The 18,060-nt window shown below is 41.3% G+C and carries 27 protein-coding genes and 2 pseudogenes; 28 read left to right on the top strand and 1 reads right to left on the bottom strand.

What is annotated here, in order from left to right:
* Nucleotides 1–8: 8 nt before the first annotated feature.
* Genes rapZ through DQQ01_RS02520 form a run of 3 tightly spaced genes read left to right on the top strand, consistent with a single transcriptional unit; the run spans nucleotide 9 to nucleotide 2,094 of the window.
* Entirely contained in the window at nucleotides 9–899 is an 891-nt protein-coding gene (gene rapZ, locus DQQ01_RS02510) for an RNase adapter RapZ (RefSeq protein ID WP_111918152.1), read from the top strand.
* Entirely contained in the window at nucleotides 878–1,837 is a 960-nt protein-coding gene (gene whiA, locus DQQ01_RS02515) for a DNA-binding protein WhiA (RefSeq protein ID WP_111918154.1), read from the top strand. Before rapZ ends, whiA begins: the two co-directional genes overlap by 22 nt.
* Entirely contained in the window at nucleotides 1,834–2,094 is a 261-nt protein-coding gene (locus DQQ01_RS02520; protein ID WP_111918156.1) for an HPr family phosphocarrier protein, read from the top strand. The genes whiA and DQQ01_RS02520 overlap by 4 nt, the downstream gene beginning before the upstream one ends.
* Nucleotides 2,095–2,175: 81 nt before the next feature.
* Here the strand turns inward: DQQ01_RS02520 and DQQ01_RS02525 are convergent, their stop codons facing one another.
* Nucleotides 2,176–2,973 carry a GNAT family N-acetyltransferase gene (locus tag DQQ01_RS02525; RefSeq protein ID WP_111918158.1) on the bottom strand — a complete coding sequence of 266 codons (798 nt, stop codon included), beginning with the start codon at nucleotides 2,971–2,973 and terminating at the stop codon, nucleotides 2,176–2,178.
* A gap of 153 nt (nucleotides 2,974–3,126) precedes the next feature.
* Between DQQ01_RS02525 and DQQ01_RS02530 the strand changes: the two genes are divergently transcribed.
* The 25 genes and pseudogenes from DQQ01_RS02530 to DQQ01_RS02650 all read left to right on the top strand — a co-directional run bounded on the left by DQQ01_RS02530 (nucleotide 3,127) and on the right by DQQ01_RS02650 (nucleotide 18,059).
* Nucleotides 3,127–4,506: an aminopeptidase gene (locus tag DQQ01_RS02530; protein WP_111918160.1), complete on the top strand. Its 1,380-nt coding sequence runs from the start codon at nucleotides 3,127–3,129 to the stop codon at nucleotides 4,504–4,506.
* Between the two features lie 92 nt (nucleotides 4,507–4,598).
* A complete protein-coding gene (locus DQQ01_RS15820; protein WP_162624227.1) occupies nucleotides 4,599–5,846 on the top strand; it encodes a hypothetical protein in 1,248 nt (415 codons plus the stop codon).
* 428 nt (nucleotides 5,847–6,274) lie between these two features.
* Nucleotides 6,275–6,592 (top strand): 30S ribosomal protein S10, encoded by a 318-nt coding sequence (gene rpsJ / locus DQQ01_RS02540; protein ID WP_003022820.1) that lies wholly within the window; start codon nucleotides 6,275–6,277, stop codon nucleotides 6,590–6,592.
* A 147-nt stretch (nucleotides 6,593–6,739) separates the two neighbouring features.
* Entirely contained in the window at nucleotides 6,740–7,369 is a 630-nt protein-coding gene (rplC, locus tag DQQ01_RS02545) for a 50S ribosomal protein L3 (RefSeq protein WP_111918162.1), read from the top strand.
* Between the two features lie 29 nt (nucleotides 7,370–7,398).
* Entirely contained in the window at nucleotides 7,399–8,019 is a 621-nt protein-coding gene (rplD, locus tag DQQ01_RS02550) for a 50S ribosomal protein L4 (RefSeq protein WP_111918164.1), read from the top strand.
* Nucleotides 8,019–8,318 carry a 50S ribosomal protein L23 gene (gene rplW / locus DQQ01_RS02555; RefSeq protein WP_111918166.1) on the top strand — a complete coding sequence of 100 codons (300 nt, stop codon included), beginning with the start codon at nucleotides 8,019–8,021 and terminating at the stop codon, nucleotides 8,316–8,318. The genes rplD and rplW overlap by 1 nt, the downstream gene beginning before the upstream one ends.
* A 130-nt stretch (nucleotides 8,319–8,448) precedes the next feature.
* Nucleotides 8,449–9,294, top strand: coding sequence for a 50S ribosomal protein L2 (gene rplB / locus DQQ01_RS02560; RefSeq protein ID WP_111918168.1), 846 nt, complete (start codon nucleotides 8,449–8,451; stop codon nucleotides 9,292–9,294).
* Nucleotides 9,295–9,308: 14 nt separating this feature from the next.
* Nucleotides 9,309–9,590: a 30S ribosomal protein S19 gene (rpsS, locus tag DQQ01_RS02565; RefSeq protein ID WP_003022807.1), complete on the top strand. Its 282-nt coding sequence runs from the start codon at nucleotides 9,309–9,311 to the stop codon at nucleotides 9,588–9,590.
* Nucleotides 9,591–9,612: 22 nt separating this feature from the next.
* On the top strand, nucleotides 9,613–9,999 hold the full coding sequence (rplV, locus tag DQQ01_RS02570; RefSeq protein WP_003022804.1) for a 50S ribosomal protein L22: 387 nt from the start codon (nucleotides 9,613–9,615) through the stop codon (nucleotides 9,997–9,999).
* Between the two features lie 11 nt (nucleotides 10,000–10,010).
* The gene (gene rpsC, locus DQQ01_RS02575; RefSeq protein WP_111918171.1) at nucleotides 10,011–10,667 is read left to right on the top strand and encodes a 30S ribosomal protein S3; all 657 of its coding nucleotides are present in this window, start codon (nucleotides 10,011–10,013) and stop codon (nucleotides 10,665–10,667) included.
* 2 nt (nucleotides 10,668–10,669) lie between these two features.
* Complete coding sequence (gene rplP / locus DQQ01_RS02580; RefSeq protein WP_003022799.1) at nucleotides 10,670–11,107, top strand: 50S ribosomal protein L16; 438 nt, start codon at nucleotides 10,670–10,672, stop codon at nucleotides 11,105–11,107.
* A complete protein-coding gene (rpmC, locus tag DQQ01_RS02585) occupies nucleotides 11,097–11,300 on the top strand; it encodes a 50S ribosomal protein L29 (RefSeq protein ID WP_003022797.1) in 204 nt (67 codons plus the stop codon). The genes rplP and rpmC overlap by 11 nt, the downstream gene beginning before the upstream one ends.
* 38 nt (nucleotides 11,301–11,338) lie before the next feature.
* A pseudogene (gene rpsQ / locus DQQ01_RS02590) lies at nucleotides 11,339–11,594 on the top strand (30S ribosomal protein S17).
* Nucleotides 11,595–11,615: 21 nt separating this feature from the next.
* A pseudogene (gene rplN / locus DQQ01_RS02595) lies at nucleotides 11,616–11,985 on the top strand (50S ribosomal protein L14).
* A 12-nt stretch (nucleotides 11,986–11,997) separates the two neighbouring features.
* Nucleotides 11,998–12,303, top strand: a complete 306-nt coding sequence (rplX, locus tag DQQ01_RS02600) for a 50S ribosomal protein L24 (protein ID WP_111918173.1) — start codon at nucleotides 11,998–12,000, stop codon at nucleotides 12,301–12,303.
* A gap of 20 nt (nucleotides 12,304–12,323) precedes the next feature.
* Nucleotides 12,324–12,863 (top strand): 50S ribosomal protein L5, encoded by a 540-nt coding sequence (rplE, locus tag DQQ01_RS02605; protein WP_111918175.1) that lies wholly within the window; start codon nucleotides 12,324–12,326, stop codon nucleotides 12,861–12,863.
* 22 nt (nucleotides 12,864–12,885) lie between these two features.
* Entirely contained in the window at nucleotides 12,886–13,071 is a 186-nt protein-coding gene (locus DQQ01_RS02610) for a type Z 30S ribosomal protein S14 (protein ID WP_003022786.1), read from the top strand.
* A gap of 220 nt (nucleotides 13,072–13,291) precedes the next feature.
* Nucleotides 13,292–13,693, top strand: coding sequence for a 30S ribosomal protein S8 (gene rpsH / locus DQQ01_RS02615; RefSeq protein WP_111918177.1), 402 nt, complete (start codon nucleotides 13,292–13,294; stop codon nucleotides 13,691–13,693).
* A 142-nt stretch (nucleotides 13,694–13,835) separates the two neighbouring features.
* Nucleotides 13,836–14,375, top strand: coding sequence for a 50S ribosomal protein L6 (gene rplF, locus DQQ01_RS02620; RefSeq protein WP_111918179.1), 540 nt, complete (start codon nucleotides 13,836–13,838; stop codon nucleotides 14,373–14,375).
* A 17-nt stretch (nucleotides 14,376–14,392) separates the two neighbouring features.
* Nucleotides 14,393–14,761: a 50S ribosomal protein L18 gene (gene rplR, locus DQQ01_RS02625; RefSeq protein WP_111918181.1), complete on the top strand. Its 369-nt coding sequence runs from the start codon at nucleotides 14,393–14,395 to the stop codon at nucleotides 14,759–14,761.
* 19 nt (nucleotides 14,762–14,780) lie between these two features.
* Nucleotides 14,781–15,290, top strand: a complete 510-nt coding sequence (gene rpsE / locus DQQ01_RS02630; protein ID WP_022269719.1) for a 30S ribosomal protein S5 — start codon at nucleotides 14,781–14,783, stop codon at nucleotides 15,288–15,290.
* Nucleotides 15,291–15,303: 13 nt separating this feature from the next.
* Nucleotides 15,304–15,486 carry a 50S ribosomal protein L30 gene (gene rpmD, locus DQQ01_RS02635; RefSeq protein WP_111918183.1) on the top strand — a complete coding sequence of 61 codons (183 nt, stop codon included), beginning with the start codon at nucleotides 15,304–15,306 and terminating at the stop codon, nucleotides 15,484–15,486.
* A 25-nt stretch (nucleotides 15,487–15,511) separates the two neighbouring features.
* Complete coding sequence (rplO, locus tag DQQ01_RS02640) at nucleotides 15,512–15,952, top strand: 50S ribosomal protein L15 (protein WP_111918185.1); 441 nt, start codon at nucleotides 15,512–15,514, stop codon at nucleotides 15,950–15,952.
* Nucleotides 15,952–17,268 carry a preprotein translocase subunit SecY gene (gene secY, locus DQQ01_RS02645; protein ID WP_111918187.1) on the top strand — a complete coding sequence of 439 codons (1,317 nt, stop codon included), beginning with the start codon at nucleotides 15,952–15,954 and terminating at the stop codon, nucleotides 17,266–17,268. Before rplO ends, secY begins: the two co-directional genes overlap by 1 nt.
* 146 nt (nucleotides 17,269–17,414) lie before the next feature.
* On the top strand, nucleotides 17,415–18,059 hold the full coding sequence (locus DQQ01_RS02650) for an adenylate kinase (protein WP_111920806.1): 645 nt from the start codon (nucleotides 17,415–17,417) through the stop codon (nucleotides 18,057–18,059).
* The last annotated feature ends 1 nt before the right edge of the window (nucleotide 18,060 follow it).

Below are 18,060 nucleotides of genomic sequence, written 5' to 3' on the forward strand. Positions count from 1 at the left end.
GAGGAAGTATGCGGTTTGTAATTGTAACAGGTATGTCAGGCGCGGGGAAAAGTACGGCGCTTAAAATGCTTGAGGATATGGAATATTTCTGCGTGGACAATCTGCCCGTACCCCTGATTGACAAGTTTATACAACTGGTTCGGGACGGCGGTCCCGGGGAAATTGAAAAGGTAGCCCTGGGTGTGGATATCCGAAGCGGAAAATCTCTGGACGAGCTGGTATCTGTTCTGGAAAATATTCAGATCCCGGGACTGGGAGTGGAAGTTCTCTTTCTGGACGCAGATGACGATACTCTGGTAAGGAGATATAAGGAAACAAGACGCAGCCACCCTTTGGCAGGAAATGGAAGAGTGGACGATGGTATTCGTATGGAGAGAGAAAGGCTGAGAACTCTCAAAGAATACGCAGATTATATTCTGGATACCAGTAAACTTCTTACCAGAGAGCTGAAGGCAGAGCTGGAGAAAATTTTTGTGGAAAACAGGGAATTTAAGAACCTGATGGTAACTGTGCTTTCTTTTGGGTTTAAGTATGGAATTCCCCAGGACGCAGATCTGGTATTTGACGTGCGTTTTCTGCCCAATCCATATTATCTGGAAAATCTACGCCCATTAAGCGGTAATGACGCTCCGGTGCGGGATTATGTGATGGGATTCGAACTGGCGCATACATTTTCAGATAAGCTGGAGGATATGATTCGCTTTTTGCTGCCAAACTATATTTCAGAGGGAAAGACCCAGCTGGTTATTGCAGTGGGGTGTACAGGAGGCAAGCATCGTTCCGTAACCCTTGCCAATGAATTGTATCATCGCCTGGAGGAAAATGAAGAATACGGAATCCGGGTGGAACATAGAGATATAGAAAAGGACGGGAAGAAATGTCTTTCTCCGGAAGCGTAAAAGAAGAACTGCTTCGTCATGAGGATTCTGCCAGGCATTGCCAGATTGCGGAGCTGGCTGCTATGATTGCCTTTAACGGGGAGATTGTCCGTCTTCCCTCTAAAGACATTATCCTAAGAATGTCCTCGGAAAATGAAAGTATTATAAGAAAGTGCTTTACATTACTGGGAAAAACGTTTACAATAAATGGCGAAGTTTCTATTGATGAAAAGATAGTCAGGAAAAACAACCGATTTACTATTGACATAGAAGATCCGGAAACAACTGTGAAGGTTTTGCAGGCAATTAAGGTTCTGACTGCAGACAGAAGACCGGTACACAGTGACGGGCTGGTGAGTTCTATGGTTATTCAGAAGAATTGCTGCAGACGTGCATTTTTAAGAGGGGCATTTTTATGTGCCGGCTCTATCAGCGACCCTGAGAAGTTCTATCATTTTGAAATTGTATGTACGACTCCGGCGAAGGCATTGCAGTTACAGGAAATTATTCAGTCTTTTGAAATTGACGCAAAGATAGTGAAACGTAAAAAATACCATGTTGTTTATGTAAAGGAAGGCGCACAAATTGTAGAACTTTTGGGACTTATGGGGGCAGGGGTTTCGCTTATGAATCTGGAGAATGTCAGGATTCTGAAAGGTATGCGTAACACTGTAAACAGAAAGGTCAACTGCGAAACAGCAAACATTAACAAAACGGTAAATGCCGCTGTAAAGCAGATGGAGGATATTATCTATATCCGGGACACCGTAGGTCTTCACAGACTGCCGGAAAATTTGGAAGAAACAGCTTTATTGAGATTGGAATATCCACAGGCATCATTGAAGGAACTTGGAACTTTACTGTCAATTCCTGTAGGAAAATCCGGTATTAACCACAGACTGCGGAAAATATGCAGCATAGCAGAGGAACTCAGAGGAGTCAAGGAGGAACAAATATGATTAGAAAGTCCATTACTATCGGAATCTCAAACGGTCTGGAAGCAAGACCTATCGCAATGCTGGTACAGGTAGCAAGCCAGTACACAAGCAATATTTATCTGGAAAGCGAAGCGAGAAAGGTAAATGCAAAGAGTATCATGGGCATGATGAGTTTGGGATTGGATAACGGGGAAAGCGTAACGGTATCCATAGATGGTGCAGACGAAGAAGAAGCTATGAAAAGCATAGAAGAATACCTGAGTAATAAGGCAAAATAAAGGAAAAAGAAAATATAAAAACAATGTGAGTAGGGAGAGGAAATCTGTTGCGGAAGATTTCCTCTCTGTTTTTTGTTTTCTTCACCGCTGTCCTTCGCAGGGCGCATTTTCTCCTTTTCTTACGGCGTATTGCTGCCGGAACCAATAGGTGTACAAGTCCTGAAATCCTAAAGAGGTATAAAGGCCTTTGGCAGGAATATTTCCCTGAACAACCTGTAGATAGGCGAAGGCAGCGCCGCACTGACGGGATGCGTTCAACAGGGTTTCGCAAATGGCTTTGCCAATACCCTGTCCCCGATAGTTCGGACAGACATGGATTGCATAAATTCCCACATAGTCCCGATCCAGGATTCCAAGTCCTGTGCCAATGATTCGGTTCCTGTCTATAGCGCAGACAGCCAAGGTATCTTTGGGAATGGCTGCGTACATGGACGGCACGATCTTTAAGTGGGTTTTATTTGTCATACCTTTCATGGAAAACAGGCCATCAAGCCACTGGGGCGAGATTTTCCTCTCCAGGGTGATGTTGACAGGCACGTTTTTGCAGTCTTGCAAAGAAGATAAATCCCGTGTCATAACCTGGGTGATATGTGCTGTAAAGTAACCTCGTTCCATAAGTTTCTGGTCAAAAGAACTGTCCAGAAGAGGGTTGATTTTATAAATAGCAGGACTTCCCCATTTTTCGTAGATTTCTTCACAGTAATCCAGTTTATCAGGAAGAGGGATAGAAGAAGGACCGAGCTGCTCAATGCAGTTGGTACGGTGTGTATAAAAGTGGGAAAAACGGAGAATCCAGCCGTCATAAATCTGCATTTGGTAGGAAGGCCAGGCATTTAAAGAGAGGTCTTCAATAATTTTAATTTTCTGTTCTGTTTCCATAGATGTTTCCGCCTTTTGCATTGCTATTTATTTAAAGTGTTAAACAGTAAGTTTATTATAAGGGAACAAAGAGGAAGAATCAAGACCTGCCTTGCAATCAAGGGAAAGTTGTAGTAGAATCGAGGAAGAATGAAAATACAGGAGGCAGATAACATGAAAACAGAAAATGCTTGGAAAAAATACAGTGATAAAACAGAAGTTTTTGATTTTTGCGAGAAATATAAATCCTTTATGAGTACCTGCAAGACAGAACGGGAATGTGTCACAGAAATGGTGCAGAAGGCAGAAGCAGCAGGCTACCGCAATCTGGAAGAAGTCATTGAAAAGGGCGAAAGCCTGAAGCCGGGAGATAAGGTATATGCCAACAACATGGGAAAATGTCTGGCAATGTATCTCATTGGAGAAGAACCTCTGGAAAAAGGTATGAGAATCCTGGGCGCACATATTGATTCTCCAAGACTGGACTTAAAGCAGAATCCGTTATACGAAGACCAGGAGCTGGCTCTTCTGGATACCCATTATTACGGCGGAATTAAGAAATATCAGTGGGTAACATTGCCTATGGCGCTTCACGGTGCTGTGGCAAAGAAAAACGGTGAAGTGGTAAACGTGGTAATTGGTGAAGATGCCAATGATCCGGTGGTAGGTATTTCTGACCTTCTGGTGCATCTGGCCGCAAAACAGCAGCAGAAGACAGCAGCAGAGGTTATTGAAGGTGAAAACCTCAATGTATTAATCGGAAGCATTCCTTTAGAGGCCGAAGAGGAAGAGCCTGTAAAAGCACAAATTCTCTCTGTTTTGAAAGAAAAATATGATATGGAGGAGGAAGACTTCCTTTCTGCAGAATTTGAAGTCGTACCAGCCGGTCCTGCAAGAGATTACGGGCTGGACAGAAGCATGGTTATGGCGTACGGACATGACGACCGTGTTTGCTCTTATCCTTCCTTTATGGCAATGCTTGCACAGGATAAGGTGAAATATACTTCCGTGTGTCTGCTGGTAGATAAAGAGGAAATCGGAAGTGTGGGAGCCACTGGCATGCAGTCCCGTTTCTTTGAAAACACCACTGCAGAGGTTATGCATGCAGCAGGTCAGTACAGCGAACTGCTGCTCAGAAGAGCGCTGAAAAACTCCATGATGCTTTCTTCTGACGTAAGTGCAGCCTTTGATCCCAACTATCCGGAAGTTATGGAAAAGAAAAACAGTGCATATCTGGGACATGGCATTACCTTTAACAAATATACAGGTTCCAGAGGAAAAGGCGGTTCTAATGATGCAAACCCGGAATACATTGCAAAGCTGCGCAAAATCATGGAGGACAATCAGGTAGCTTTCCAGACAGCAGAGCTTGGTAAGGTAGACCAGGGCGGCGGCGGAACCATTGCCTACATACTTGCCAACTACAATATGGAAGTTATCGACTGCGGTGTAGCTGTATTAAACATGCATTCTCCGTGGGAAATCGCAAGCAAGGTGGATATCTATGAAGCATACAGAGGATACTGTGCTTTCCTTGCTTCAGAAGTGAAATAATAAATTGGCACTATACATCTGTGCTGAAAAATGTTAATATAGACTATATTATGAAAACATGAAGGCAAAGTTGTAAAGTGAGGAGTACACAAATGTCAAAAATACTGAAAATTATAGTGAATCTGGTGGTTCTCTTTTCCATAATTGTCGCAGCTGCTCTTTTAGTGCCTCCTTTTGCCGGGGTGGATACGGTGATGAATGACAATACCGGAACAGAAACCAATCTTCCTATAGGTTCCGTGGCGTACGGAAAGAGTGTGAATGTAAAGAATCTGGAAAAAAAGGACAAGATTATTTATAGTGAAGGTTCCAGTTCCTATATTTACGAAATTCAGGATATGGATTCCAGCGCAGGTATTTATCAGGTGAAAGATGTTTACAGCAAAAGCAGTGAAACCGAAACCTTGAATCTACAGAAATCTGTTCCGAAGGTTATGGTTGTGGTTCCCCTGATTGGATATGCGGCGATTGCTCTCCAGAGCAAGGAAGGGCTTATTGTTGTGGGCGTGGGAATTGTTCTTTTGATTATCCTCTTTGTTCTCTCAGAGCTTTGGCGTAAAGATAAAGATGATGAGGACGAGGAAGAAGAGGACGGCAAGGAAGAATATGAGGACAGCGAAGAAGATGACGGGGAAGAGGAAGAAGAAAAACTCGGCTTCCGGGAACGTCGCCGTCTGAAAAAGGAAGAGAAACGCCGCCTCAGAGAAGAAGAGGAAGAAGAGCAGGAAGACGAAGAAGATGACGGGGAAGAGGAAGAAGAAAAACTCAGCTTTCGGGAACGCCGTCGCCTGAAGAAAGAAGAAAAACATCGCCGCAAGCTGGAAAAGAAAGGACTTCCGGACGAGGAGGAAGATGATGAAGAGGAAGAAGAACTTCCAAAAGCCTCCAATCAGACGGAAGAGCCGGAACTCCAGGGCTATGACGATGCCATGAAGGACGCTATGTCTTCCATTGCTATGGGAGTTGCCTCTGTCAGTGAGCCGGAGCAGACCCCTGATGCCACAAGAATGATGCCGGATGCAGAGGAACTGGAAAAGGCAGCAGAGGAAGCAGCGCAGAAAACTGCAGAAGCGACGGAACAGCCGGAATCTTCAGCAGAAGCAGAACAACCGGAAGAAAGTCAGAAAGCGGAAGCTTCTGAGCAGGAATCTGAGAACTATAATAATATAGAAGAAACAGAAACTGAAGAGATAGAAATGCCGGTGAATGTAAATGCGGTACCGAAGAGTCCAAGTGTGCAGGAGCTTCTTGCAAAGGCACAGGCAGCCGGAGAAAAACCTGAAGTAAAAACAGATGAAGACAATGAAATTACCTTATTAGATTATTCAGATATTCTATAAAAAAGAGCTGTCCCGCAGATGAGAGTCAGGAGGGTGAAGGATAGAACCTTTTTAGACTACATCGCGGGGCAGCTTTTACTATCATTGAGGTACCCTGTGCAGGCTCAAAAAAGAAAGGTGTTTTGTGTATTTGAAAAAATACAAAAAAAATAAAAACTATTGAAAAAAAGGCTTGCATTTTGGACAGACTTCCATTATACTAACAAGTGCTGTGACATGATAGCTATGAAGCGCGAGGTTGCTGTCAAAGACAGGTTTTCCGTGGAGCGAATGTCAAGTTAGGAAACTGACGACAAGTCACTGTATTACATCTAAAGACTTACCACTAAGGTGGGAGTGTGTGCAGAATCATGATGACACACACGGGAATGTGTACAGTCGCCGCTTGTCGTACTAATTAAAAGTGCGAAAAGGAGGAGACTTTTTTTATGGCAAGTCAAGTAATGAGAATCACTTTAAAAGCTTATGACCATCAGTTAGTAGATGCGTCAGCAGGCAAAATTATCGAAACTGTTAAGAAAAATGGAGCAACTGTTAGCGGACCGGTACCGCTTCCTACAAAGAAGGAAGTAGTAACAATTCTTCGTGCGGTTCACAAATACAAAGATTCCAGAGAACAGTTCGAACAGAGAACTCATAAAAGACTGATTGATATCATTGCACCAACACAGAAAACAGTTGATGCTCTGGCAAGACTGGAAATGCCGGCTGGTGTTTACATCGATATCAAGATGAAACAGAAATAAAAAAAGTTCTGTTTAAGGTTAAGAGAGATTATCCTTACAAGGTTGATATAGAAGCAATGCTTTAAGCATCCACTTATGTTGACTGTTTGTCTAGGATGATTGCACATCACAGTGTAATCCGCTGTAGATTCACAGGAGGTAAAAAGAATGAAGAAAGCAATCTTAGCTACTAAAGTCGGAATGACTCAAATCTTCAACGAAGACGGAGTTTTAACTCCAGTAACTGTATTGCAGGCTGGACCTTGTGTAGTAACACAGGTTAAGACAATGGACAATGACGGTTACGAAGCAGTACAGGTTGGTTTTGGCGACAAGAGAGAGGCTCTTGTAAACAAACCGATGAAAGGACACTTTGATAAAGCTGGTGTTTCCTGCAAGAGATTCGTCAGAGAATTCAAATTAGAAGGCGAATATACATTAGGACAGGAAATTAAAGCTGACATCTTTGCTGCAGGCGACAAAATCGACGCAACTGCAATCAGCAAAGGTAAAGGATTCCAGGGCGCTATCAAAAGACATGGACAGTCCAGAGGACCTATGGCTCACGGTTCCAAATACCATCGTCATGCAGGTTCCAACGGCGCTTGTTCTGACCCGTCCAAAGTATTCAAAGGAAAAAGAATGCCGGGACATATGGGACATGTAAAAGTAACTGTTCAGAATCTGGAGGTTGTAAGAGTTGACGCTGAAAACAACTTACTGTTAGTTAAAGGCGCAGTTCCGGGACCTAAGAAATCCTTAGTTACAATCAAAGAAACTGTAAAATGCGGTAAATAAGTTTTCGTTGGAAAGGAGGACCACATAAAATGGCAAACGTATCTGTTTATAATATGGAAGGCAAAGAAGTTGGAACAATGGAATTAAACGATGCAGTGTTCGGTGTTGAAGTCAACGATCACTTAGTGCATTTAGCAGTTGTTCGCCAGCTTGCAAATAATCGTCAGGGAACACAGAAAGCAAAAACACGTTCTGAAGTTTCCGGAGGCGGAAGAAAACCTTGGAGACAGAAAGGAACCGGTCATGCAAGACAGGGTTCAACAAGAGCTCCACAGTGGACAGGCGGCGGAGTTGTATTTGCTCCTACACCAAGAGATTATTCTGTTAAGATGAATAAAAAAGAAAGAAGATTAGCGCTGAAATCCGCTCTGACAAGCAGAGTTCAGGAAAACAAGCTTATCGTTCTTGATGAACTGAAATTAGATGAAGTAAAAACAAAAGCAATGCAGAATGTTTTAAATAACTTAAATGTTTCCAAGGCAATGGTTGTTTTAGCTGACAACGATGCAAACGTAGTATTATCTGCAAGAAACATTCCTGGTGTTATTACAGCACTGCCAAATACAATCAATGTATATGATGTGCTGAAATACAACACAGTAATCTTAACAAAAGCTTCTGCAGCAGCAATCGAGGAGGTATACGCATAATGGCAAACGTAAAGTATTATGATGTAATCCTGAAACCAGTTGTGACTGAAAAAAGTATGGCTGCTATGGGCGAGAAAAAATATACTTTCTTAGTTCACACAGACGCAAACAAAACCATGATCAAAGAAGCTGTTGAGAAAATGTTCGAAGGAACAAAAGTAAAATCTGTCAACACAATGAACTTAGACGGAAAGAACAAAAGACGTGGAATGACTTTTGGAAAAACTGCTAAGACAAAGAAAGCAATCGTTACATTGACAGAAGACAGCAAAGATATTGAAATTTTTGAGGGGTTATAAGACGAGCCCTTCGATACGAAAATATAGAAACTGAGCAGTCGAGAAAAAATAATCCGATATTTGGCTGCGGCAAAGAAACACCAGGGCATGTTGAAAGCCTAATGGTGCAGTTATGAAAGGAGAGAACGTAATGGGAATTAAATCATACAGCCCATATACACCTTCCAGAAGACACATGACAGGTTCTGATTTCTCTGAAATCACAACTTCCACACCGGAGAAATCTCTGGTAGTGTCCTTAAAGAAAAATGCTGGACGTAATAATCAGGGTAAAATTACAGTTAGACACCGCGGAGGCGGAAATAGAAGAAAATACAGAATCATCGACTTCAAGAGAAGAAAAGATGATATCCCTGCAACAGTTAAGACCATCGAATATGACCCAAACAGAACAGCTAACATTGCTCTTATCTCATACGCTGACGGTGAGAAAGCATACATCTTAGCTCCTGAAGGTTTAAAAGTTGGTATGAAGATTATGAATGGTGCGAATGCCGAAGTAAGAGTTGGTAACTGCTTACCATTATCTGAAATTCCGGTTGGTACTATGATTCATAATATCGAACTGTATCCGGGAAAAGGCGGACAGTTAGTTCGTTCCGCTGGTAACGGAGCACAGTTAATGGCAAAAGAAGGCAAATATGCAACACTTCGTCTGCCATCAGGTGAAATGAGAATGGTTCCATTAAACTGCCGCGCTTCTATCGGCGTTGTAGGAAATGGCGAGCACAGCCTTATCAATATTGGTAAAGCAGGACGTAAACGTCACATGGGTATCAGACCTACAGTTCGTGGTTCTGTTATGAACCCGAATGACCATCCACACGGCGGTGGTGAAGGTAAGACTGGTATCGGACGCCCAGGTCCATGTACACCATGGGGCAAACCGGCTCTTGGCTTGAAGACAAGAAAGAAAAAGAAACAGTCTAACAAGTTAATCGTAAGAAGAAGAGATGGTAAAACATTAGCTAAATAGTAGGAGGTAAGACAATGGCTCGTTCATTAAAAAAAGGACCGTTCGCAGATGAAAGCTTACTGAAAAAAGTAGACGCTATGAATGCTGCTGGCGATAAGACAGTTATTAAAACATGGTCACGTCGTTCCACAATTTTCCCTTCCTTCGTTGGACATACAATCGCTGTTCATGACGGAAGAAAACATGTGCCAGTGTATGTAACAGAAGATATGGTTGGTCACAAACTCGGTGAGTTCGTAGCAACCAGAACATACAGAGGACATGGAAAAGACGAGAAAAAATCAGGTGTTCGCTAATATTTGAAAGGAGGCTTTTATCATGGCAAAAGGACATAGAAGTCAGATTAAAAGAGCAAGAAATGCTAATAAAGATACAAGACCGTCTGCAAAATTATCTTATGCAAGAATGTCCGTACAGAAAGCTTGCTATGTACTGGATGTAATTCGTGGTAAAGATGTTCAGACAGCACTGGGTATCTTAACATATAACCCAAGATACGCTTCCAGCGTAATCAAAAAATTACTGGAATCAGCTATCGCAAACGCTGAAAACAACAACGGTATGAATCCGGAAAATCTTTACATTGCAGAGTGCTACGCAAACAAAGCACCTACAATGAAGAGAATTAAACCGAGAGCTCAGGGTAGAGCTTACAGAATCGAAAAGAGAAACTGCCATATTACTGTTGTGTTAGATGAGAGATAAGGAGGAGTATCATGGGACAGAAAGTTAACCCACACGGACTCAGAGTCGGAGTTATCAAAGACTGGGATTCCAAATGGTATGCTGAAGGCGATTTCGCTGATAACTTAGTAGAAGACTACAACATCAGAACATACCTGAAAAAGAAATTATACAGTGCAGGTGTTTCTAAGATTGAAATCGAAAGAGCATCTGACAGAGTGAAAATCATTATCTACACTGCAAAGCCGGGCGTTGTTATCGGTAAAGGTGGTGCAGAAATCGAAAAAGTAAAAGTTGAATTACAGAAATTCACAGATAAAAAATTAGTTGTTGATATCAAAGAAGTGAAAAGACCGGACAAAGATGCTCAGTTAGTAGCTGAAAACATTGCATTACAGCTGGAAAACCGTATTTCCTTCCGTCGTGCTATGAAATCTACAATGTCCAGAACAATGAAAGCCGGAGCAAAAGGTATCAAAACTTCCGTATCCGGACGTCTTGGCGGTGCTGATATGGCTCGTACAGAGTTCTACAGCGAAGGTACTATTCCGCTTCAGACATTAAGAGCAGATATCGACTATGGTTTCGCTGAAGCAGATACCACTTACGGCAAAGTTGGCGTAAAAGCATGGATCTACAATGGCGAAGTACTTCCAACAAAAGGAACTAAGGAAGGGAGCGATAAATAATTATGTTAATGCCAAAAAGAGTTAAACGTCGTAAACAGTTTCGCGGTTCCATGAAAGGAAAAGCATTAAGAGGAAATAAAATCAACTACGGTGAATTTGGTTTAGTAGCAACTGAACCATGCTGGATTCGTTCTAACCAGATCGAAGCAGCCCGTGTTGCCATGACTCGTTACATCAAACGTGGTGGTAAAGTATGGATTAAGATTTTCCCAGATAAACCAGTAACAGCAAAACCAGCAGAAACACGTATGGGTTCCGGTAAAGGTGCCTTAGAATACTGGGTAGCAGTTGTAAAGCCAGGCAGAGTAATGTTTGAAATCGCAGGCGTTCCGGAAGAAACAGCTCGTGAAGCGTTACGTCTTGCGATGCACAAGTTACCATGTAAATGTAAAATCGTTTCTCGTGCAGACTTAGAAGGCGGTGATAACAGTGAAAATTAAAAATTATGTAGAAGATTTAAAAACAAAATCAGCTGCAGAATTACAGGAAGAATTAGTAGCTGCTAAAAAGGAACTCTTTAACTTGAGATTTCAGAATGCAACAAATCAGCTGGACAACACAAGCAGAATTAAAGAAGTTCGCAAGAACATCGCTAGAATCCAGACTCTGATTGCTCAGAAAGCAAACGCATAAGGAATTCATTCCTAGAAATAGAAAGGAGCAGCATAATCGTGGAAAGAAATCTTAGAAAAACACGTGTTGGTAAAGTTGTAAGTGACAAAATGGATAAAACCATTGTTGTAGCTATCGAAGACCACGTTAAACATCCTCTTTTACGGAAAAATCGTAAAGAGAACATATAAATTAAAAGCGCATGATGAAGAAAACACATGCAATATCGGTGATACTGTAAAAGTTATGGAAACAAGACCATTATCCAAAGATAAAAGATGGAGACTTGTTGAAGTAGTAGAAAGAGCAAAATAATTTGTAAGGAGGAATCTAAGCATGATTCAACAGGAAAGTAGACTTAGAGTCGCTGACAATACAGGTGCAAAAGAAATCCTCTGCATCCGTGTTATGGGTGGTTCTACTAGAAGATATGCTAACATCGGTGATGTAATCGTTGCTACTGTTAAAGATGCAACACCAGGCGGTGTTGTGAAAAAAGGCGATGTTGTAAAAGCCGTTGTTGTTCGTACTGTAAAAGGTGTTCGTCGTAAAGATGGTTCTTACATCAAATTCGATGAAAACGCTGCTGTTATTATCAAAGATGACAAGACACCGAAAGGAACTCGTATTTTTGGACCAGTAGCCAGAGAGCTTCGTGACAAACAGTTTATGAAAAATTGTTTCCTTAGCTCCGGAAGTATTATAGGAGGTAAGCCTGATGTTTAAGATTAAAAAAGGTGATACTGTAAAAGTTATCGCTGGTAAAGATAAAGACAAAGAAGGAAAAGTAATCTCTGTTAATCCGAAAAAAGGCGCTGTTCTGGTTGAAGGCGTAAACATGATAACAAAGCACACAAAACCTTCCATGGCGAATCAGCAGGGTGGTATTGTGAACAAAGAAGCTTGGATTGATGCATCTAACGTAATGGTTATGCATGAAGGAAAAGCTACCAGAGTTGGCTTTAAAGTTGAAGATGGTAAAAAAGTGCGTTTCGCTAAAACTACAGGAAAAGTAATCGATTAATAAGAGAGGAGGCCAATATAGTGAGCAGACTGAAAGAAACTTACAAAAATGAAATCGTAGATGCTATGATTAAAAAGTTTGGTTATAAGAATATCATGGAAGTGCCGAAACTCGATAAAATCGTTGTAAACATGGGTGTAGGCGAAGCCAAAGATAATGCTAAACTGTTAGATGCAGCAGTAGCTGATATGGAATTAATCACAGGTCAGAAGGCTGTTACAACAAAAGCAAAAAATTCCGTTGCGAACTTCAAAATTCGTGAAGGTATGCCGATCGGCTGTAAAGTAACATTAAGAGGCGAGAAAATGTATGAATTTGCTGACCGCCTTATCAACTTAGCACTGCCTCGAGTACGTGACTTCCGCGGCGTTAATCCAAATGCTTTTGACGGCAGAGGAAACTACGCACTGGGAATCAAAGAGCAGTTAATTTTCCCTGAAGTGGAATATGATAAAGTCGATAAAGTAAGAGGTATGGATATTATTTTCGTAACTACTGCTAAAACAGACGAAGAAGCTCGTGAATTATTGACATTATTCAACATGCCATTTGCAAAGTAAGATAAATTAGGAGGGAAAATTCATGGCTAAGACAGCAATGAAAGTTAAACAGCAGCGCAAACAGAAATTCTCCACAAGAGAATATAGCCGTTGCCGTATCTGTGGACGTCCACATGCTTACTTAAGAAAATACGGTATCTGCCGTGTTTGCTTCCGTGAATTAGCATACAAAGGCCAGATTCCGGGAGTTAAAAAAGCAAGCTGGTAGGCATTGAACACTTAGTGAGTCGTCGCCATTCGGCGACGGACGAACTTAGTGAGAAAGCCGTTCGCGAAAATTAACGCCAAAAGCGAAAGCTGAGTTTAGTTGAGCGAACATACCCCTTCTTTGGGTGTCGGGGAAAATACCTAAATGAAACCTAAAGAGGATTTTAAATAAACAAAAAATATTATTACATGAAAAGTCTAAATTATAGGAGGAAACTATCATGACAATGAGCGATCCAATCGCAGATATGCTTACAAGAATCCGTAACGCAAACACTGCAAAACACGATACAGTAGATGTTCCGGCATCTAAAATGAAACTTGCTATTGCTGACATTCTGTTAAAAGAAGGTTACATTGCAAAATACGACGTATTAGAAGACGGAGTATTCAAGACAATCCGCATCACATTAAAATACGGTGCAGACAAAAATGAAAAAATCATTACAGGTCTGAAGAGAATTTCCAAACCAGGTCTTCGTATCTATGCTGGAAGCCAGGAAATTCCAAGAGTATTAGGTGGATTAGGAATTGCAATCCTTTCTACAAACCAGGGAGTTATCACAGACAAAGAAGCTAGAAAGCTTCACGTAGGTGGAGAAGTTCTGGCATTTGTATGGTAATTTTTGTGTCCAAGCGAGTTTTTATTATGTCCAAGCGAGAGGATAACAGGACTTTGTCCTTTATCATAGATAAATGAAGTACTGAAAACAGAAGGGAACCATAATCGGCCCTTCCGAAAATCTAAGTAAGGAGGAAATTGGTATGTCACGAATTGGAAGACTGCCTGTAGCTGTTCCAGCAGGAGTAGAAGTTAAAATTGCTGAGAACAACGTAGTGACTGTAAAAGGTCCTAAAGGAACACTTGAAAAAGCGTTACCTGTTGAAATGTCAATTAAGTTAGAAGATGGTCATGTTGTTGTTACAAGACCAAATGACTTAAAGAAAATGAAATCTTTACACGGTTTAACAAGAACTCTGATTCAGAACATGGTAATCGGTGTAAGCCAGGGATACGAAAAGACTCTGGAAGTAAACGGTGTAGGTTATAAAGCAGCAAAACAGGGTAAGAAGCTGGTATTAAGCTTAGGATACTCTCACCCGGTTGAAATGGAAGATCCAGAAGGTCTGGAATCTAAAGTAGACGGAAATAAAATTGTTGTATCCGGTATTGATAAAGAAAGAGTTGGCCAGTACGCTGCTGAAATCAGAGATAAGAGAAGACCTGAACCATACAAAGGTAAAGGTATTAAATATGCTGATGAAGTTATCAGACGTAAAGTTGGTAAAACTGGTAAGAAATAAGTAAGGAGAGTGTAAAAATGGTTAGTAAAGTATCAAGAGCGAAAGTTCGCGCAAAAAAACATAGAAGATTACGCAATCATCTCAGTGGTACAACTGCTACACCTCGTTTAGCAGTATTCCGCAGCAATAATCATATGTATGCTCAAATTATTGACGATACAGTTGGAAAAACTCTTGTTTCTGCTTCTACAACACAGAAAGAAGTAAAAGCTGAGTTAGAAAAAACCAATAACGTTGATGCAGCAGCATACTTAGGTACAGTAATTGGTAAAAGAGCAGTCGAAGCTGGTATCAAAGAAGTTGTATTCGACAGAGGCGGTTTCATTTACCACGGAAAGATTAAAGCATTAGCAGACGCAGCAAGAGAAGCTGGGTTAGAATTCTAATAAGGGAGGAAATGAACACATGAAACGTTCTATCATTGATGCTAGTCAGTTTGAATTAGAAGAAAAAGTAGTGTCAATCAAGCGTGTAACAAAGGTTGTTAAAGGTGGTCGTAACTTCCGTTTCACAGCTTTAGTTGTTGTTGGTGACGGCAACGGACATGTTGGCGCTGGTTTAGGTAAAGCAACTGAAATTCCTGAAGCAATCCGCAAAGGAAAAGAAGATGCTATGAAGAAATTAGTTAGTGTAGCAAGAGATGAAAACGGAAGTATTACACATGACTTTGTTGGAAAATTCGGAAGTGCAGAAATGCTCTTAAAGAAAGCTCCAGAAGGTACTGGTGTTATCGCCGGAGGTCCAGCTCGTGCAGTTATCGAACTTGCAGGTATTAAGAACATCCGTACAAAATGTATGGGTTCCCGTAACAAACAGAACGTAGTTCTGGCTACAATCGCAGGTTTGAGCCAGTTAAAGACTCCGGAAGAAGTTGCAAAACTTCGCGGAAAATCTGTTGATGAGATTTTTGCATAAGGAGGATTAAAAAATGGCAGATAAATTAAAAATCACTCTGGTGAAATCTACAATCGGTGCTGTTCCGAAACACAGAAAAACAGTGGAAGCATTAGGTTTAAGAAAACTGAACAAGACAGTTGAAATGCCGGACAATGCTGCAGTTCGCGGTATGATTCAGCAGGTAAGACACTTAGTTAAAGTTGAAGAAATCTAATTAATATAAAGAAGGAGGTGCCATCATGGAATTATCAAACTTAAGACCAGCCGAAGGTTCTAAACAGAGCGACAACTTCAGAAGAGGTCGTGGACACGGTTCAGGTAATGGTAAGACAGCAGGTAAGGGCCACAAAGGTCAGAAAGCACGTTCTGGTGCAAAAAGACCAGGTTTTGAAGGTGGTCAGATGCCTTTATATAGAAGACTTCCTAAGAGAGGCTTCAAGTGCAGAAACTCTAAGGAAATCATTGCAGTAAACGTTGATATCTTAAACAGATTTGAAGACGGTACTGAAGTGACACCAGCAGCTTTATTAGCTTCCGGTGCTATCTCAAAATTAGGAGATGGTGTAAAGCTTCTTGGTAACGGTGAACTTACTAAGAAATTAACTGTAAAAGTAAACGCTGTAAGCGAAAGCGCAAAAGCCAAGATTGAAGCCGCAGGTGGAACAGTAGAGGTGATCTAATGCTCAAGACTCTTAAAAATGCCTTTAGGATAAAGGATATAAGACGTCGGATTTTCTATGTATTCCTGATGTTAATTGTGATTCGTATTGGTTCACAGTTACCGATTCCGGGAGTAAATAGTGATTATTTTAAAGAATGGTTTGCGAGCCAGTCCAGTGATGCATTTAACTTTTTTGATGCATTCACGGGCGGTTCCTTTACCGAAATGTCAATTTTTGCATTGAATATCACCCCATACATTACTTCTTCCATCATTATTCAGCTTTTGACCATTGCAATTCCAAAGCTGGAAGAAATGCAGCGTGATGGAGAAGAAGGCAGAAAGAAAATGACAGCGATTACCCGTTATCTGACAATCGGTCTTTCTTTGTTCCAGTCTATTGCCATGACAATCGGATTTGGAAACAAGGGTCTGATTCCGGATATGAATTTCGGGAAAGCCGTTGTTGTTGTAACCTGTCTTACAGCAGGTTCAGCAATGCTGATGTGGATTGGTGAACAGATTACAGACAAGGGAATCGGAAACGGTATCTCTATTGTGTTGATGATTAATATTGTATCCAGAATTCCAAGCGATATCATGACTCTTTTTGACCAGTTTGTCAAAGGGAAAACATATGCAAAGGGCGCTCTGGCAGCATTGATTATTGCAGCCGTTATTTTAGTGGTTGTAGTGCTGGTATTAATTTTAAACGGCGGTATCAGAAGAATCCCTGTACAGTATTCCAAGAAGATGGTCGGCAGAAAGGTAATGGGCGGTCAGTCCAGTTCCATTCCTTTAAAGGTAAACACTGCAGGTGTTATTCCGATTATCTTTGCCTCTTCTTTAATGTCCTTCCCTGTGCTGATTGCAAGTTTTATGGGAAAAACAGGAGGAACAGGTATCGGAAGCCAGATTCTGAAGGGTCTTACTTCAAGCAACTGGTTTAATCCGAGTGAACCCATTTATTCTCTTGGTTTGGTTTTATATATTGTATTAGTTATCTTCTTTGCATATTTTTATACGTCTATTACTTTCAATCCTATGGAAGTGGCAGATGATATGAAAAAACGAGGTGGATTTATCCCGGGTATCCGTCCTGGAAAACCAACACAGGAATATTTGGAAAAAATCTTGAGTTATCTGATTTTTATCGGCGCTACTGGTCTTGTCATTGTTGCGGTTATTCCGTTCTTCTTTAACGGAGTATTCGGTGCAAATGTTTCCTTTGGAGGAACTTCTCTTATCATCGTGGTAGGTGTTGTTCTGGAAACTTTGAAACAGATTGAGTCCCGTATGCTGGTTCGTAACTACAAAGGTTTTTTAAGTGAATAAAAGATAAATGAGGAAGAAACCGTCGCAGAGAAAGCAGTTTAGCTGCTTTACAGGGCAAGAGAGGAGTCACAAGACTGTGGTTCTTCATTGCTGCGGCGGTTTTGCCATATTCAGAAGAGAAGTGTCTTTTGGAAAGGGGAAAAGGTATGAAAATTATTATGTTAGGTGCTCCCGGAGCAGGAAAAGGTACACAGGCAAAAAAGATTGCACAGAAGTATGGAATTCCGCATATTTCTACAGGAGATATTTTCAGAGCCAATATTAAAAATAATACAGAATTAGGGAAAAAAGCAAAAACATACATGGACAAGGGGCTTTTAGTTCCGGACGAACTTACAGTGGATTTGGTAATTGACCGTGTAGGTCAGGAAGACTGCAAGAATGGATACATTCTGGACGGATTTCCAAGAACCATTCCTCAGGCGGAGAGTCTGGACGCAGCACTGGAAAAAATGGGAGAAAAAGTAGATTTTGCCGTGAATGTAGAGGTTCCTGATGAGAATATTGTAAACCGTATGTCAGGACGTCGTGCATGTGTGGGCTGCGGTGCAACTTATCATATCAAATACAATGCGCCTAAAACAGAAGGTATCTGTGATGTTTGCGGTGAAAAGCTGATACTCAGAGATGATGACCAGCCGGAAACAGTACTGAAACGTCTGGGGGTATATCATGACCAGACACAGCCTCTGATTGATTATTATGCAAAAGCAGGTGTGTTAAAGGAAGTAGACGGTACCGTTGATATGGAAGATGTTTTTCAGGCGATTGTCAGCGTGTTAGGAGAGTAAA

Origin of the sequence: Blautia argi (assembly GCF_003287895.1) — a bacterium.
GTDB classification, from domain to species: Bacteria; Bacillota; Clostridia; order Lachnospirales; family Lachnospiraceae; genus Blautia; species Blautia argi.

Excerpts from the sequence above, each read along its gene's own strand:
- rpsE (WP_022269719.1), top strand. The coding sequence starts at position 14,781 with ATGAAACGTTCTATCATTGATGCTAGTCAGTTTGAATTAGAAGAAAAA.
- rpmD (WP_111918183.1), top strand. The coding sequence starts at position 15,304 with ATGGCAGATAAATTAAAAATCACTCTGGTGAAATCTACAATCGGTGCT.
- DQQ01_RS02520 (WP_111918156.1), top strand. The coding sequence starts at position 1,834 with ATGATTAGAAAGTCCATTACTATCGGAATCTCAAACGGTCTGGAAGCA.
- rplB (WP_111918168.1), top strand. The coding sequence starts at position 8,449 with ATGGGAATTAAATCATACAGCCCATATACACCTTCCAGAAGACACATG.
- rplD (WP_111918164.1), top strand. The coding sequence starts at position 7,399 with ATGGCAAACGTATCTGTTTATAATATGGAAGGCAAAGAAGTTGGAACA.
- rplO (WP_111918185.1), top strand. The coding sequence starts at position 15,512 with ATGGAATTATCAAACTTAAGACCAGCCGAAGGTTCTAAACAGAGCGAC.
- rpsC (WP_111918171.1), top strand. The coding sequence starts at position 10,011 with ATGGGACAGAAAGTTAACCCACACGGACTCAGAGTCGGAGTTATCAAA.
- rplW (WP_111918166.1), top strand. The coding sequence starts at position 8,019 with ATGGCAAACGTAAAGTATTATGATGTAATCCTGAAACCAGTTGTGACT.
- rplV (WP_003022804.1), top strand. The coding sequence starts at position 9,613 with ATGGCAAAAGGACATAGAAGTCAGATTAAAAGAGCAAGAAATGCTAAT.
- rpsH (WP_111918177.1), top strand. The coding sequence starts at position 13,292 with ATGACAATGAGCGATCCAATCGCAGATATGCTTACAAGAATCCGTAAC.
- DQQ01_RS02650 (WP_111920806.1), top strand. The coding sequence starts at position 17,415 with ATGAAAATTATTATGTTAGGTGCTCCCGGAGCAGGAAAAGGTACACAG.
- DQQ01_RS15820 (WP_162624227.1), top strand. The coding sequence starts at position 4,599 with ATGTCAAAAATACTGAAAATTATAGTGAATCTGGTGGTTCTCTTTTCC.
- rapZ (WP_111918152.1), top strand. The coding sequence starts at position 9 with ATGCGGTTTGTAATTGTAACAGGTATGTCAGGCGCGGGGAAAAGTACG.
- DQQ01_RS02610 (WP_003022786.1), top strand. The coding sequence starts at position 12,886 with ATGGCTAAGACAGCAATGAAAGTTAAACAGCAGCGCAAACAGAAATTC.
- rplP (WP_003022799.1), top strand. The coding sequence starts at position 10,670 with ATGTTAATGCCAAAAAGAGTTAAACGTCGTAAACAGTTTCGCGGTTCC.
- DQQ01_RS02530 (WP_111918160.1), top strand. The coding sequence starts at position 3,127 with ATGAAAACAGAAAATGCTTGGAAAAAATACAGTGATAAAACAGAAGTT.
- whiA (WP_111918154.1), top strand. The coding sequence starts at position 878 with ATGTCTTTCTCCGGAAGCGTAAAAGAAGAACTGCTTCGTCATGAGGAT.
- rplR (WP_111918181.1), top strand. The coding sequence starts at position 14,393 with ATGGTTAGTAAAGTATCAAGAGCGAAAGTTCGCGCAAAAAAACATAGA.
- DQQ01_RS02525 (WP_111918158.1), bottom strand. The coding sequence starts at position 2,973 with ATGGAAACAGAACAGAAAATTAAAATTATTGAAGACCTCTCTTTAAAT.
- rplF (WP_111918179.1), top strand. The coding sequence starts at position 13,836 with ATGTCACGAATTGGAAGACTGCCTGTAGCTGTTCCAGCAGGAGTAGAA.
- rplX (WP_111918173.1), top strand. The coding sequence starts at position 11,998 with ATGTTTAAGATTAAAAAAGGTGATACTGTAAAAGTTATCGCTGGTAAA.
- rpsS (WP_003022807.1), top strand. The coding sequence starts at position 9,309 with ATGGCTCGTTCATTAAAAAAAGGACCGTTCGCAGATGAAAGCTTACTG.
- rplC (WP_111918162.1), top strand. The coding sequence starts at position 6,740 with ATGAAGAAAGCAATCTTAGCTACTAAAGTCGGAATGACTCAAATCTTC.
- rpsJ (WP_003022820.1), top strand. The coding sequence starts at position 6,275 with ATGGCAAGTCAAGTAATGAGAATCACTTTAAAAGCTTATGACCATCAG.
- secY (WP_111918187.1), top strand. The coding sequence starts at position 15,952 with ATGCTCAAGACTCTTAAAAATGCCTTTAGGATAAAGGATATAAGACGT.